Origin of the sequence: Nocardioides pantholopis (assembly GCF_003710085.1) — a bacterium.
Classification (GTDB): domain Bacteria; phylum Actinomycetota; class Actinomycetes; order Propionibacteriales; family Nocardioidaceae; genus Nocardioides; species Nocardioides pantholopis.
The window spans coordinates 2341083-2355353 of sequence record NZ_CP033324.1; the positions used below are offsets into that span (position 1 = coordinate 2341083).

General features: G+C 70.5%; 11 protein-coding genes and 4 tRNA genes. 7 read left to right on the forward strand and 8 right to left on the reverse strand.

What is annotated here, in order from left to right; genetic code table 11:
- Positions 1-4 precede the first annotated feature (4 nt).
- Both thrS and EBO35_RS11235 read right to left on the reverse strand, forming a co-directional pair.
- Entirely contained in the window at positions 5-2041 is a 2037-nt protein-coding gene (thrS, locus tag EBO35_RS11230; protein WP_122817787.1) for a threonine--tRNA ligase, read from the reverse strand.
- A gap of 31 nt (positions 2042-2072) precedes the next feature.
- Complete coding sequence (locus EBO35_RS11235) at positions 2073-2294, reverse strand: hypothetical protein (RefSeq protein ID WP_122817788.1); 222 nt, start codon at positions 2292-2294, stop codon at positions 2073-2075.
- A gap of 217 nt (positions 2295-2511) precedes the next feature.
- On the opposite strand from EBO35_RS11235, the gene EBO35_RS11240 reads away from it, so the two are divergent.
- From EBO35_RS11240 to EBO35_RS11255, 4 genes are all read left to right on the forward strand, one after another.
- The gene (locus EBO35_RS11240; RefSeq protein ID WP_122817789.1) at positions 2512-2973 is read left to right on the forward strand and encodes a hypothetical protein; all 462 of its coding nucleotides are present in this window, start codon (positions 2512-2514) and stop codon (positions 2971-2973) included.
- A 2-nt stretch (positions 2974-2975) separates the two neighbouring features.
- The gene (locus EBO35_RS11245; RefSeq protein ID WP_122817790.1) at positions 2976-3344 is read left to right on the forward strand and encodes a PadR family transcriptional regulator; all 369 of its coding nucleotides are present in this window, start codon (positions 2976-2978) and stop codon (positions 3342-3344) included.
- A gap of 98 nt (positions 3345-3442) precedes the next feature.
- Positions 3443-3748 (forward strand): UBP-type zinc finger domain-containing protein, encoded by a 306-nt coding sequence (locus EBO35_RS11250; protein ID WP_122817791.1) that lies wholly within the window; start codon positions 3443-3445, stop codon positions 3746-3748.
- A gap of 171 nt (positions 3749-3919) precedes the next feature.
- A complete protein-coding gene (locus tag EBO35_RS11255; protein ID WP_122817792.1) occupies positions 3920-5005 on the forward strand; it encodes an SDR family oxidoreductase in 1086 nt (361 codons plus the stop codon).
- 322 nt (positions 5006-5327) lie between these two features.
- Here EBO35_RS11255 and EBO35_RS11260 read toward each other — a convergent pair whose 3' ends face one another.
- The 3 genes from EBO35_RS11260 to EBO35_RS11275 all read right to left on the reverse strand — a co-directional run bounded on the left by EBO35_RS11260 (position 5328) and on the right by EBO35_RS11275 (position 9895).
- Entirely contained in the window at positions 5328-8099 is a 2772-nt protein-coding gene (locus tag EBO35_RS11260) for an ATP-binding protein (RefSeq protein ID WP_317983481.1), read from the reverse strand.
- Between the two features lie 927 nt (positions 8100-9026).
- A tRNA-Val gene (locus tag EBO35_RS11270) sits at positions 9027-9098 on the reverse strand.
- A gap of 20 nt (positions 9099-9118) precedes the next feature.
- Positions 9119-9895 carry an aminotransferase class IV gene (locus EBO35_RS11275; protein ID WP_164477925.1) on the reverse strand — a complete coding sequence of 259 codons (777 nt, stop codon included), beginning with the start codon at positions 9893-9895 and terminating at the stop codon, positions 9119-9121.
- Positions 9896-10014: 119 nt separating this feature from the next.
- On the opposite strand from EBO35_RS11275, the gene EBO35_RS11280 reads away from it, so the two are divergent.
- From EBO35_RS11280 to EBO35_RS11290, 3 genes are all read left to right on the forward strand, one after another.
- Positions 10015-10087 (forward strand) — tRNA-Gly (locus EBO35_RS11280).
- A 44-nt stretch (positions 10088-10131) separates the two neighbouring features.
- Positions 10132-10202 (forward strand) — tRNA-Cys (locus EBO35_RS11285).
- Positions 10203-10223: 21 nt separating this feature from the next.
- A tRNA-Val gene (locus EBO35_RS11290) sits at positions 10224-10298 on the forward strand.
- 446 nt (positions 10299-10744) lie between these two features.
- Here EBO35_RS11290 and EBO35_RS11295 read toward each other — a convergent pair.
- Genes EBO35_RS11295 through EBO35_RS11305 form a run of 3 tightly spaced genes read right to left on the reverse strand, consistent with a single transcriptional unit; the run spans position 10745 to position 14047 of the window.
- Positions 10745-11821, reverse strand: a complete 1077-nt coding sequence (locus EBO35_RS11295) for an LLM class F420-dependent oxidoreductase (RefSeq protein WP_122817794.1) — start codon at positions 11819-11821, stop codon at positions 10745-10747.
- Entirely contained in the window at positions 11818-12930 is a 1113-nt protein-coding gene (locus tag EBO35_RS11300) for a CaiB/BaiF CoA transferase family protein (protein ID WP_122817795.1), read from the reverse strand. The genes EBO35_RS11295 and EBO35_RS11300 overlap by 4 nt, the downstream gene beginning before the upstream one ends.
- A gap of 19 nt (positions 12931-12949) precedes the next feature.
- Positions 12950-14047, reverse strand: coding sequence for an ABC transporter substrate-binding protein (locus EBO35_RS11305; RefSeq protein ID WP_122817796.1), 1098 nt, complete (start codon positions 14045-14047; stop codon positions 12950-12952).
- Between the last annotated feature and the right edge of the window lie 224 nt (positions 14048-14271).

The window sequence follows — 14271 nt, forward strand, 5'->3', positions numbered from 1 at the left end:
GGGGCTACACCTGCTCGCGCGACTCGACGGCGGCGACGACCCGGGCGATCGCCTCGGCCAGCGGCACGCCGTTGTCCTGGCGCCCGTCGCGGTAGCGGAACGAGACCGCGCCGGCCTCCACGTCGTCAGCGCCGGCGATCATCATGAACGGCACCTTCTGCAGCTGGGCGTTGCGGATCTTCTTCTGCATCCGGTCGTCGGAGTCGTCGACCTCGACCCGGATCCCCTGGGCCCGCATCTGCCGCGCGACGTCGTGCAGGTAGTCACTGAAGGTGTCGGCGACCGGGATCGCCTGCACCTGGACCGGCGCGAGCCAGGGCGGGAACGCGCCGGCGTAGTGCTCGACCAGCACGCCCATGAACCGCTCGATCGAGCCGAACTTCGCCGAGTGGATCATCACCGGCTGGTGCTTGGCCCCGTCGGCGCCGTTGTACTCGAGGTTGAACCGGTCCGGGGAGGGCTGGTTGAAGTCGTACTGGACGGTGCCCATCTGCCAGGTCCGGCCGATCGCGTCGCGGGCCTGCACCGAGATCTTCGGGCCGTAGTACGCCGCGCCGCCCGGGTCCGGGACCAGCTCGAGGCCGGTGGCCCGCGCGACGTCCTCGAGCACCTGGGTGGCGGCCGCCCAGTCCTCGTCGGAGCCGATGAACTTGTCCTTCGCGGCGTCCCGGGTCGACAGCTCGAGGTAGAAGTCGTCGATGCCGAAGTCGCGCAGCAGGCTGAGCATGAAGTTGAGCAGGTGCTCGACCTCCGCCGGGGCCTGCTCGGGGGTGCAGTAGGAGTGCGAGTCGTCCTGGGCGAAGCCGCGGACTCGCGTCAGGCCGTGGATCACGCCGGACTTCTCGTGCCGGTAGACGTGGCCGAACTCGAAGAGCCGCAGCGGCAGCTCGCGGTAGGAGCGCTGCCGGGAACGGTAGATCAGGTTGTGCATCGGGCAGTTCATCGCCTTGAGGCGGTAGTCCATGCCGTCCACGTCGAGCGCCGGGAACATGCCCTCGCCGTAGTAGGGCAGGTGGCCGGAGGTGTAGAAGAGCCCCTCCTTGGCGAGGTGCGGCGTGCCGACGTACTCGAAGCCCTCGGCGATGTGCCGCTCGCGGACGTAGTCCTCCATCGCCCGCTTGATCACCCCGCCCTTGGGGTGGAAGACGGGCAGGCCGGAGCCGATCTCGTCGGGGAAGCTGAACAGGTCCAGCTCGCGGCCGAGCTTGCGGTGGTCGCGCCGCTCGGCCTCCTCGATCCGGTGCAGGTGCTCCTCGAGGGCCTCCTTGGACTCCCAGGCGGTGCCGTAGATGCGCTGGAGCTGCTTGTTCTTCTCGTCGCCGCGCCAGTACGCCGCGGCGCTGCGCATCAGCTTGAAGGCGGGGATCCGCTTGGTCGTCGGCAGGTGCGGGCCGCGGCACAGGTCGCTCCAGGCGACCTCGCCGTTGCGGCGGATGTTGTCGTAGATCGTCAGCTCGCCGGCGCCGACCTCGACGCTGGCACCCTCGCCGATCGACTCGGGGTCCTCGACCCTGCCGGAGCCCTTGAGGCCGATCAGCTCGACCTTGTAGGGCTCGTCCTGCAGCTCGGTGAGCGCCTCGGCGTCGGTGGTGACCCGGCGGGAGAACTTCTGGCCCTCCTTGATGATCTTGCGCATCCGCGACTCGATCTTGACCAGGTCCTCGGGCACGAACGGGGTCTCGACGTCGAAGTCGTAGTAGAAGCCGTCCTGGACCGGCGGGCCGATGCCGAGCCGGGCCTGCGGGAACAGGTCCTGGACGGCCTGGGCGAGCACGTGGGCGGTGGAGTGGCGCAGGATGTCGCGCCCGTCCTTGCTGGCGATGTCGACGCCCTCGACCTCGTCGCCGTCCTGCAGGACGTAGGAGAGGTCCTTGAGCGAGGCTTCGCCGGTCGAGCCCGTCGAGCCGGTCGAGCCCGTCGAGACCCGCGCCGCGATGACGTCGGGGTTCTCGGCGAACAGCTCCCACGCCTTGGTGCCGGTCGTGGTCGTCCGGTCCTCGCGCGCGTCGGCGTGGACGATGACGACCTTGATGTCGGACACAGGTGCTCCCTCGGTGGGACGGACGAACGGATCAGACAATCGTATCGGTGCGTCCGTCCGCGTCACGTGGCGGTTTGCCCGTGCGGGTCAGCGCGGCGGCATCGCGGAACTGCTGCAGCACGGCGGGCGGCAGGTCGGTGTCATCGCCGGTGTAGCCCGCCAGCCGGACTCCGCTGGGGATGCCACCGGTCGGTAGAAGTCCGACCGCGTCCACTGGTTCGAGAGAATCCCGGACGCCGAGCACGGCATCCATCCCTCCCGGGACGATCGAGTGGACGTCCTCGCGAGGTGCCCGTCGTCGATCAGCACGTTGGCGGCTCCGAGCTGGCGCAGCCGATCGGCCGGGCTGGCGGTGAGCCTGCCACCGTTTCGGCCGGGGTTTCAGTGGCCAGCTCACCGCTGACCCGGGAGCCGACGCACCCAATCTCAGTTCTCGGCCAACGGTACTGTCCCTTTGGTACAGTGCCGCCATGTCGACTCTGTCCGAGGTCCCCCCGGCCTCCACCGCCGTCAACGCGCGGTCCCTGCTACTGCCCTACGCCCTCACCCTGATCGCGGCCATGGCGGTCGTCCAGGCTGTCATCGCCCTGACGGGCGGCGAGGTCACGGTCCTCGCCGGCGCCCTGACCGCGCTCGTCGGTCTTGGCATCGCGATCTGGCTCTGGCGCAGCTACCGCTCCCTGACGCACGTGCGGTTCGGCGTGGCGGTCGCGCACGCCATCGCCTTCGCCACCGTGACGACCTCGTTCAACGCCCACGCCGTCCTCCGCGCGATGGCACTGGGCTCGGGTGAAGGCGGCCTCGAGGCGGCGGCCCAGGAGCTCCTGGCCACCTCCTGGTTCGGTGCGACCCTGGTGATGAGTGCGACCTGGGGCCTCGGGCTGCTCGTCCACCTCACCGGCTCGGTCCTGGGCCGGGGCTGGGAGCACTGAGCGTGCCCGCCGATCGTCCGGACGAGAGCCAGGAGTGGGTGGCCGACCGGATCGAGTCGTGGGTGGAGACGTACAAGAAGTCGATGCTGACGCCCGTCGTCCTCGCGCTCGTCGACGCACACCAGCCGGTGAGCGTCGCGCAGGTCGCCGAGGGCGTCGCGGCGGCCACCGGCTGGCAGATCACCGAGCGCGGCCTCTACCGCACCCTCAAGCGACTCCAGGACTCCGGGCTGCTCACCAGTGCCGACGTCGACGCGCCGCGCACCGGCGCGAAGCGCAAGGAGCTCTCCCTCACGCCCCTCGGGGCGGACTTCCTGGCGGGCGTGAGCGGGAGCCTCGTGGACCTGCCCGGAGAGCAAAACAGCCCCTGACCCGCTTCCGGGGCGTTCTGCCTGGACGACCGACGAACCCGCGCCCACACTGAGGAAGGGCCGGCTGTCGGGGACAGCGGCCGGGCGGAGGAGGCACCGTGAGCACACCGTGCGAGCACCTGGACCAGGCGAGGGCCGTGATGCCCTCGGCGAACGGCTGCGAGGACTGCCTGCGCATCGGCGGCGACTGGGTGCACCTGCGCCTGTGCATGGTGTGCGGCCACGTCGGGTGCTGCGACAGCTCCCCGAACCGGCACGCCACCGCGCACTGGCACGGCACGGAGCATCCCCTGGTCCGGTCCTTCGAGCCCGGCGAGGACTGGTGGTGGTGCTACGCCGACGACCGCCTCTTCACGGTGCCCGGAGCGGACCCCGCCCCGTCGTACGACGACGGGGGGACGTGACCGACGAGGGTCACGAGGTCGTTCCGCCGCGGCGCGATGGCAGCGCCCAGGGCGAGTCGGGTGTCACGGAATCCGGCGGATGCCCGCCGCGTTCTGGCGTGGAGTGGCGCGACACGGAGTGTCACGCCACCTCCCCGCAATCCAGCAGTTTCGAACACCGAGAGGACATCCATGTCCGAGTCATCGCCCGTCTCCCCCGGCCGCGCCCTGGTCGTCGGAGCCACCGGAATCGTGGGGCAGTCCGTCGCTCGGCGACTCGTCGAGGACGGCTGGGAGACCTACGGCCTCTCCCGCAGCGGGGCCAAGCCCCATCCCGACGTACGCCCCGTCCGCGCCGACCTCGGCGACCCCGCAGGGCTGGCCGAGGCGCTGGCGGACGTGGCGCCGGAGTTCGTGGCCATCACGGCGTGGACCCGGATGGAGACCGAGGCGGAGAACATCCGCGTGAACGGCGGCGCCGTACGTGACCTCCTCGCAGCACTGTCCCCGGCCCGATCGCTGAAGCACGTCGCGCTGATGACGGGACTCAAGCACTACCTCGGGCCCTTCGAGGCCTACGGCCAGGGCGACATGCCCGACACGCCCTTCCACGAGGACGAGGAGCGGCTGCCCTACCCCAACTTCTACTACGCGCAGGAGGACGAGCTCTTCGCGGCCGCCGAGCGCGACGGATTCACCTGGAGCGTGCACCGCTCCCACACGGTGTTCGGGTTCGCCACCGGCAACGCCATGAACATGGTGGCCACGCTGTGCGCCTACGCCTCACTGTGCCGCGAGAAGAACCTGCCCTTCGTCTTCCCCGGCTCGGAGAAGCAGTGGAACGGGCTGACCGACGTCACCGACGCGGGACTCCTCGCCGAGCAGATGACCTGGGCGGCGCGGACGCCGGCGGGTCGGAACCAAGCGTTCAACACCGTCAACGGCGACGTCTTCCGGTGGCGCTGGCTGTGGCCCCAGATCGCTGCCTGGTTCGACCTGGAGTGGGAGGGGTACGCCGGCGCGCCGCGCACGCTGGAGGCCTCGATGGCAGGCATGGAGCCGGTGTGGCGGGAGCTGGCGGCCAAGCACGACCTCGTCGAGCCCGACCTGTCCCGTGTCGCGTCCTGGTGGCACTCCGACGCCGACCTCGGCCGCGAGATCGAGGTCGTCACCGACATGAACAAGAGCCGCGCCGCCGGGTTCTCCGCGACCCGCGACAGCCGGGCGACGTTCTTCGAGTACGCCCAGCAGTACCGCGACGCCCGGGTCATGCCGTGAGCCGCGACGACTGAGGAACGCTCGCGGCTGTCGCCGCCCCTGAGCAGGGCATGAGGGCGGGCGTGAGGCGAAATCGAAACAGCCTCCGAGCTGCACTTTCTGCAGTTCGGAGCCTGTTCTCGAGGTGGGCGATACTGCCGCCGAGGAACTTCACTACGCTGCAAGAAACGAGCTCACGCCAACCGGCTGAGCCACAAAATTCAGCCTCCGGAATCTCCGGGGCGGTTCAGAAGTCCCTGTCCTAGTTACCTAGGCCATCGTCGGCCTAGGTAACCCCCTACGTAGTGCCGAGGTCCTCACGGGGCCGCACCGGCGCCACGGGTCAGCTCAGCTTCACCTCGGCGAGCTGGCGGCGCGACGTGATGCCGAGCTTGCGGAAGATGTTGCGCAGGTGGGCCTCGATCGTGCGCGGGCTGAGGAACAGCGCCGCACCGACCTCCTTCGAGGTCGCACCCGTGGCCACGAGTCGGGCGACCTGAAGCTCCTGCTCGGTGAGCGCATCCGCCGCCTGGGCGTCGCGCCGGCGCGGGTGCTCGCCCGTGGCCCGCAACTCGCGCGCGGCCCGCTCGGCAAACCCCGCGGCACCCATCTCCGCGAGCATCCTGTGAGCCGTGCGCAGCTGCTCGCGCGCGTCCTGACGGCGACCCTCCCGACGCAGCCACTCCCCGTAGAGCAGATGGGCGCGAGCGAGGTGGCCGGCCGTCCGCGGCTTGGCCAGGTGCTCGATCGCCTCTCGATAGAGCGCCTCGGCCTCCGATCCGCTGCTGACGAGCGCCCGCGAGCGAGCCGCCAACCCCAGGCCCCACGAGGTGCCGCTGGCCTGAGCGCGCGCGGTGAGCTCAGCCAGCGCCTCGGCGGCGAGCTCTGGCCGGCCCTGGCGGCACGCGGCCTCGACGAGCTCGGTGTGGGGCAGACTGCCGTGGGACAGCTCGGAGGCCTGGAAGGACTGCAATGCCACCTCGAGTGCCGCCGCATAGTCTCGGTGGCCGTTGTGCAGTACCGACATGGCGTACGTGGTCATGAGGCGCTCGGTGCGCTGAGCGGGGCCTTCGGACCCTCGCTCCAAGCTCGCTCGGAGCTCGGACGCCTCCTCGGTGGCCCCGCGCCACGCGGCGAGGATCAGATGGGCGTGCAGCTGCGGCAGGGCTCGCGACGGCGCCAGGATCGAGGTCTGGCCCGCCACCAGTTCGGCGCGGGCCAGATCACCGGAGAGCACCGCCATGAGCGACTGGATGAGCAGGGCAGTCGGCAACGTCGCCAGCGCGCCCGCCTCGCGGGCGAGCGCCACGTGCCGGTCGGCCAGCGCGTTGACGAGGTCGTCGTCGAACAACGCGATGGCCGTCCGGCTGGCCAACCCCAGCCAGCGGCGGCTGCCGTCCAGATCGGCACTCGGCTCGAGCGCGACCATCGCATCCAGTGCCCTGCGGAGCTCGGGGACGCTGGCTTCGTAGCCTTGCGTGTACATGGTCGTCAGCCCGTCGAGCAGCAGGTCCGCCAGCTGCGGTGGCGTCGGCGCAGGTGGAGCATTCAACGCCGCCTCGGCCGCGACCCGCGGGCCCCATCCCGGTTCCACACCACCGGTGACGATCGCTCCGTCCAACGCGTCGAGGTACGTCTCACGGGAGAGCACCGGGTCGAGAGGAGCCAGCCCCGCGGCGACCGCCAACAACGCCTTGGGCGGGCTGCTGTGCCGGGCCTCCTGGTAGTCCATCCGGGTGCGCAGAAGAACGGCGCGAGCGCGGTCGAGAGGTTCCAGGTTGACGTCGACGGCAACCCCGATCAGTCGCCGGGCCTCGTCGAACGATCCGGCCTCGTACTTGGCGAGTGCCGCGGCGAGCGAACGCTTCGCGCGCAGCACAGGATCCGGCGTCAGCTCGGCCGCGCCCTGCAAGAACGCCGCGGCCGCCGCCAAGCCACCCCGGGATCGAGCGCGAACGGCCGACGCCTCGAGCTCGGCCGCGACCTGCTCGTCGACCCCCTGCACCGCCTGCGCACGGTGCCAGGCGCGGCGATCGGGATCGGACGCTACGGTGGCCTCGGCCAACGCGCGATGCACCCGTCGATGGTCCTGGGGGTTCGCCGCCTGGTACACGGCCGATCGAACGAGCGGATGGGCGAATCGCACCCGGGCCGGGCCGATCTCCAACAGTCCGGCCGATTCGGCTGCCACCGCTGCCTGGACGTCGAGATCCAACCGGGCCGCGGCGCGCTCCAGCAGCGCCGGATCGCCGGTGGGCTCGGCCGCCGCGATCAGCAGCAGCTCCTGCGTGTCGGGAGGAAGGTCCCGGGAGCGTCTCCGGAAGCTGTCCTCGATGCGCCGCGGGACACCCGCGACGTACGGCAAGGCATAGCCTCCGGCCAGCCGCTCGGGTCGCGCGCTGCGGGGCAGCTCCAGCAGGGCCAGCGGATTGCCGCGCGCCTCCGCGATGATCTGATCGCGCACGCTCTTGTCCATCGTCACGTTGGTGACCGTCTCCAGGAGCTGGCGCGACTCCGCATCGGAGAGCCGTCCCACGTGGATCTCCGCCAGACCCCGGAAAAGATCGTGATTGTCCCCTTCGGTCTCGCGGCGGCCGAACAGCAACGCCACTCGCTCGGCGGACAACCGACGCGCCACGAAGGCCAGGACCTGGGCCGAGGCCTGGTCGAACCACTGCACGTCGTCGACGACGCACAGCAGCGGCTGCTCGTCCGCGGCATCGGACCAGAGGTTGAGGACGGCGAGACCGACCAGGAACAGGTCGGGGGCGGGGCCGGTCTGCCGCCCGAGGGCCACGAGGAGCGCCTCGCGCTGCGGATCGGAGAGGATGTCCGCGTGGCGCAGCAGTGGAGCACACAACTGGTGCAACCCCGCGAACGCGAACTCGGTCTCGGACTCCACCCCGCTCGCGGACACCACCTGGAACTGCTCAGCACCGAGATCGCGGGCCAGCTCGAGGATCGCCGTCTTGCCGATGCCGGCCTCCCCGCGCAGCACGAGAACACCGCTCTGGCCGTGAGCGCAGTCGAGGAGCAGCCTCACCGCCTCGTACTCTCGACGTCTACCCAGCAGCTGTTTCAGGATCACCGTCTCCGTCCGTGGGCGGGCGTCCACCGGCTCGCGCTCCAGATCTTTCTGGTGCGCAGACTAACGGTCGCGCGGGAGAACGTGCTCCCAAAATAGGGTTCCGGCTCGTTCGTGAGCTTGCCGCCGACGGGTTCGCCGTCGCGGTGACGTGCCGGGTTTGGGCGTGTCGACGTCGGGCGGGATCCATCCACGGTCAGCCGCGATCTCAAGCGCGGCACCGGCACCAGGGGCTACAAGGCCTCGGTTGCCCAATCCTCGGCGGACCGGGGTCGACGCGCGCGACGGAGCTCGAAGCTGGCCACCAACCTGGCGCTACGGCGCGAGGTCGCGACTCGACTGCAGCGACGCGAGAGTCCCGAACAGATCGCTGGCAGACTCAAACTCGACTTCCCCGACCAACCGGAGATGCGCCCCTGCGGTGTCTCAAGCGGCGTCTGTCCGACGTCGTCTACCGCCAGCTCGTGGCCGACACTGCCGCCGCGAGGCCAGTGGCTGGGGCGGGCCCGGGAGGGCACAGCGGGGCGACTCAAGAATCCGGCGCGGCCGACCTACCCCCGCGAATCGACACTTCGGATTAGCCACTTCCCGGACCCGCGAAACCGACGCTACGCCGCCAACCAGATCGCCGGAAGACCCTCGCACCAAGCAGCCCTTGACACAGAGGGGCGCCAGATCCGGTAAACCGCCACGCTGCCTTGGACGGCAATAGGATCACACCCAGTTGCGCGGTGTGGCCCAGCAGATTTTGGCCGCCGCGGCGTCGTACACCTCGTCGATCTCGGTCGCGGCGCACGACCTCTGTGCGCGCACCAACGGTGCGCTGCCAGAGGCGCTCACACCGCAGGGACAGCCGGACCCCTCGAAGCGGCGCTCGCAAGACGGATCGGCACTGTTCCCTAGTTATTCCCCGCGGAGAAGCGGATAAATACAGGCCTCTGACCTGCGGAAACGGGGTGGGCGATACTGGGTTCGAACCAGTGACCTCTTCGGTGTGAACGAAGCGCGCTACCACTGCGCCAATCGCCCTTGTGGTGCGGTCGGAGACTCTAGCGCATCTCTCGCGGCGACTCACACTCGGCAGGCCACAGCAGCTCTGGGACCCGCCGTTCCCACTTCTCCTGGACCTGTCGGGTCAGCGGCCCCGGGGCCGGAAGGGTCCGGTCGTCCCAGCGCGAGACGGGCTGCACCCCGCGGGTGGCGGAGGTCAGGAACACCTCACTGGCGCGCTCGGCGACCTCACGCAGCGCGACGTCGACCTCGACCACCTCGCACCAGTCCAGGACCAGCGAGCGGGTGACGCCCGGCAGGGCGCCGCTGGCGAGCGTGGGCGTGCACAGGCGCCCGTCGAGGACGTGGAAGACGTTGGCGGCGGTCGCCTCGCACAGGTCGCCGGAGGTGTTGCCCCGAATGCCCTCCCCTGCGCCGCGCTCCCGGGCGGCGGCGAGCGCCAGCACGTGGTCGAGGTACGCCGTGGCCTTGTGGCCCGCGAGGGGGTGCCGCTCGTCGACGGGCACGTCCAGGGTCACGACGGTCTCCGGGCCCTCCCGGGGCGCCACCGGGTCCAGCCGGACGCCGAGGTCGCACTCCCCCGGCGTTCCCGAGCCGGCCCAGGTGAGCCGCAGCCGCCCGTGCGGGAGCCCGGGCCGCGCGGCCAGCGCGGCGGCCGCCGCACGGCGTACCTCGGAGGCGGGGACGGGCGGCATCCCGAGCGCCGCGGCGCTGCGGCGCATCCGCTCCAGGTGCCGCTCGAGCGCGAACGTCCGGCCCGCCACGACCCGGACCGACTCGAAGAGCCCCTCGCCGGGTGACACGTACGTCGGCACAGGGCCAACCCTAGGTCCGCAGCACCCCGCGCGCCGCGCCGTCCGGACCCTGATTTTGCAGCCCCCCAGGCATGGGCTAATGTTCCTTTCGCACCGAGGGCCTGGCCCGAGGAGCGCAAGCGGACGTAGCTCAGTTGGTAGAGCGCAACCTTGCCAAGGTTGAGGTCGCGAGTTCGAGCCTCGTCGTCCGCTCGCAGAGGTCTTTCCACCGGGGTCCTTCCATGGAGGGCCTGCACGGTGGGTTGGCCGAGAGGCGAGGCAACGGACTGCAAATCCGTCTACACGGGTTCAAATCCCGTACCCACCTCTGAACCAAAATTTAAGACCCGGGCGATTGGCGCAGCGGTAGCGCGCTTCCTTGACACGGAAGAGGTCACTGGTTCAAACCCAGTATCGCCCACCAGGTTCGATTGAAAATAGGCCCCTCGGGGGCCTTTTTCTGTTTCGAGGGCCACATTCACGACCGCTTCATGAGCACCTCGTAATCGACGTATCGGAGGCGGCTCTTGATGTCAGCACTGGCCCCTCGCACAGACCGCGGTCCATGCCCGAGCAGCGCTTCCTCAAAGGCAGCAGCACCCGTCCTACTGCCCTGCTCCACCGACGCCTAGGCGGCGAGTGCGGCACAGGGCTGTCCGTGCTCCTCGGGCCCGGACGGTCCCGCAGCCATGTCGGTGGGCGCCACGGCCATCACCTGGGAGCTCCCACACGCGATGCCGTCAGAGTTCGTTGGGCCCCAAGACTGGCTGGCTCCTGGTCGCTCCGGTCTCGACACTGCGCAGCCGCGGAGCCTCAAGGGTGACGAGCCAACCGACCCACGCCCCCGGGCTCAGGCACGATGGCGGCCGGTCAGGTCCCGAGCGCGGGCGCCACCTGGTCGGCGATCACCCGCAGCTCGGTGAAGTGCTTCAGCCGTACATCGTTGTCGCGCGAGACCGGCGACAGGTTCAGCTGCGAGACTCCGGCGGCCGCGAACGCCGTCAGCCGATCCGCCACATGGTCAGGCGTGCCGATCAGGGAGATGCCGTTGACCAGGGCGTCCGGGACGGCTCGCGCCGCCTCGTCCTTGGCACCGGAGAGGAACAGGTCCTGGATTCGGTCGGCCTCCTCGGCGAAGCCGAGGCGCCCGGCGAGCTGGTGGTAGAAGTTGCGGCCGCGGGCGCCCATGCCGCCGATGTACAGCGCGAGTGAGCTACGGGCGCTGTCGCGTGCCCTCTCCAGTTCCTCCTCGTCCGTGCTGAGGAACAGCCGCGAGTCGGCGATGACCTGGAGGTCTGGAAGTGCCGGGTCGCGCTTGGCGCGGCCCTCGGCCAGGGAGTCGCCGAACGCCTCCTGCGCCAGCTCCGGCAGAAAGAAGATCGGCTGCCAGGACTCGAAGAGCTCGGCGGCGAGCGCGACGTTCTTGGGCCCCAGCGCGGCCAGGGTCAGCGGGATCGACCCGCGGACCGGCGGGTTGATCAGCTTCAGCGCCTTGCCCAGGCCGCTGCCTCCGCGAGCCTGCGTGAGCGGTACGTCGAAGTAGCGACCGTGGTGCTCGATCTTCTCGCGCCGCCAGGCCTGCCGGCAGATGTCGACGATCTCCCGGGTGCGGCCGAGCGGGGCATCGAACGGGACCCCGTGGAACCCCTCGACGACCTGCGGGCCGCTCGAGCCGATGCCGAGCGAGAACCGGCCGTCCGAGACGTAGTCCAGGCCGGCCGCGGTCATCGCCAGCAGCGCCGGGGTTCGCGAGTAGACGTTGAGGATCGACGTGGCCAGCCCGATGCGCGAGGTACGGGCAGCGATGTAGCCGAGCTGGCTGACCGCATCGAAGGTGTAGGCCTCCGGCATCGTGACGACGTCGAGTCCGGCGTCCTCGAGAGCCCGCAGGCCGTCGACCGACTCCTTGAACCCGCCCGCGTAGCCGATGGGCATTCCGAACCTCATGAGCCGTCTCCTCCGTCAGGTGCAATCGGTGTGGTCCACCGCTGCGCCGCTCCTTCGAGCGTGGAGCCGGTGGAGCGGTCCAGGTGGGTCGCGGGTCGACGTCCCTCCCGCGGCGCGACGCCTACGAGCACCCCGTCCGGGTCCTCGCGCAGCACGCCGCGAGCGGCGAGGTGGGGATGGTGCGGCGCCTCGGCCATCGACAGCACCGGGGTCGTGCAGGCGTCGGTGCCCTCGAAGACCTGCTCCCAGTGCGTGCGCGACTCGGCCGAGAAGGCATCCTCGAGCACCTTGGTCAGGCGCGCCCATTGCGTCGTGTCGTCGCGGTCGGGCACTGCTGCGGGATCCAGTCCCAGGCCGGCGAGCAGCTGGGCGTAGAAGGCCGGCTCCAGCGCCCCTACTGCCATCCAGCCGCCGTCGGCGCAGCGGTACGTGCGGTAGTACGGCGTGCCGCCGTCCAGCAGGTTGCTGCTCCGCTGGTCCTGCCATCGGCCCTCGGCCCGCAGCGACCAGATCAGCTGCATCAGGCTGCTGGCGCCGTCGACGATCGCCGTGTCGAGCTCGCAGCCGACGCCGGTCCGGGCCCGCCGGGTGAGCGCGGCCGCGATGCCCAGCGCCAGGTACAGCGACCCGCCCCCGAAGTCGCCGACCAGGTTGAGCGGCGGGACCGGCCGCTCCTCGCCGATGGCGTGCAGGGCGCCCGTGAGCCCCAGGTAGTTGATGTCGTGGCCGGCCCGGTCGGCCCACGGACCGTCCTGGCCCCAGCCCGTCATCCGGGCGTAGACCAGGCCCGGGTTGCGGCCGCGCAGCACGTCGGGGCCGAGCCCGAGCCGCTCGGCGACGCCCGGCCGGAACCCCTCGACCAGGACGTCAGCCTGGTCGGCGAGGCTGCGCACCTGCTCGACCTGGGCCGGGTCCTTGAGGTCGGCCTGGACCACGGTGCGGCCCCGGCGAGTGGCGTCCCAGGATCGCAGCGCGTCCGGGTCCCCGGCCCGCTCGACACGGACGACGTCCGCCCCGAGCGAGGCCAGGAGCATCCCGGCGTGCGGGACCGGGCCGATCCCGCCGACCTCGACGACCCGGACGCCAGCGAGCAGACCGGAGTCAGGCACGCTGGCGGACCGGGCTCGGTCAGCTGAGGACGTCGTCACAGGTGGCGAGCGCCTCGGTGATGCGGGTGTCCATCAGGCCGGCCGGGTCGAGCGCCTCGTCGTACTCCAGCTCGCCGCGCTCCATGGCGAACTCCTGCAGCGCGGAGGCGAAGTCCTCGGTGCCCTCCATCGAGAACTCCGGGCTGAAGACCAGCAGCGCGGAGTTCTCGATGACCGACTCCTCGACCTCCTCCGCCTTCGCGAGCAGCGCCACCGTCTCGGGGTTCTTCCGGTAGTCACCCGCCAGGTGCTCCTCGGTGACCTTGCTCAGCACCGCAGCGAACTTGACCGCCAGCTCCGGCTGGTCCAGCAGCGTGCGGCCGGCCATGATCGCGGTGCCGGTCACCCCCGGCTCGTAGCCGGCGATCGGGACGAGGTCGGGGTTCTTCGCGGCCTCCACCTCGAGCGGGGCAGAGATCCAGGCCGCCGACACGGCGCCGTTGGCGAGGGCGTTGAGGGCGTCGGGGCCGACGAGCGGCGCGGTGAGGTTCACGTCGCCCAGACCGAGGTCGACCTCGGCCAGGGCGTTGTCCAGGATCAGCCCGCTGATCCCGGAGCCACCCGTGGGGGTGCTGACCTCGGCGCCCTTGAGGGCGGCCAGGTCCGGCTCGTCGCCGTCACCGACCACGTCGACGTGGGACCAGTAGCCCGGCACCGGCGTGCCCGCGGGCAGCTCCGCCTGGTTGTCCATCGGGAGGATCCACTTCACGTCGACCTCGTCGGCGAGGGTGTTGAAGTGCGACGAGGACAGCGACGTCATCTGCGCGTCGAGCTGGCCCCGAGCGACCAGCGGGAGCGACTCGGCGCTCGGGAGCGGCTCGATCTGGACGTCGATGCCGGCGTCCTCGAACGCTCCGGTCTCGATCCCGACGAGCAGGGGCGCGAACACCGCCAGGGGTGCGCTCATCCCGATCTTGATCGTGCCCTTGGTCTCGGCGGTGGGGCAGATCTCGTCGGCCGCCTTGGAGCCGGCGTCGCTGTCGCCCCCGCCCGCGTCAGAGTTACAGGCCGTCAGAGCTGAGGTGATGGCGAGCACGGCGAGGAGGCCGCCGAGCGGCCGGGCAAACTGTCGGTTCATGCGGTCGGGATCTCCTCGGGAGAGTGAGTGAAAGCCACAGTGCGGCTTTACCTGGAGCGGAATCGAATTCCGTTGAGTGCAACTGTGTGATGGCAGTCACCCGACTGTCAAGCCTTTCCAGACTCAAGATTCAGTTGAGCCGAACCAAGTTCCGTTCACCGAAACCAGTGCTAGCGTCGCGCTGATCTCCGCCACCCCGCGGTCCCACTCGCTTGGAGGACTTC

Coding starts and splice junctions, on each gene's coding strand:
- EBO35_RS11235 (WP_122817788.1), bottom strand. CDS start 2,294: ATGGATGCCGTGCTCGGCGTCCGGGATTCTCTCGAACCAGTGGACGCG.
- EBO35_RS11240 (WP_122817789.1), top strand. CDS start 2,512: ATGTCGACTCTGTCCGAGGTCCCCCCGGCCTCCACCGCCGTCAACGCG.
- EBO35_RS11255 (WP_122817792.1), top strand. CDS start 3,920: ATGTCCGAGTCATCGCCCGTCTCCCCCGGCCGCGCCCTGGTCGTCGGA.
- EBO35_RS11295 (WP_122817794.1), bottom strand. CDS start 11,821: ATGAGGTTCGGAATGCCCATCGGCTACGCGGGCGGGTTCAAGGAGTCG.
- EBO35_RS11305 (WP_122817796.1), bottom strand. CDS start 14,047: ATGAACCGACAGTTTGCCCGGCCGCTCGGCGGCCTCCTCGCCGTGCTC.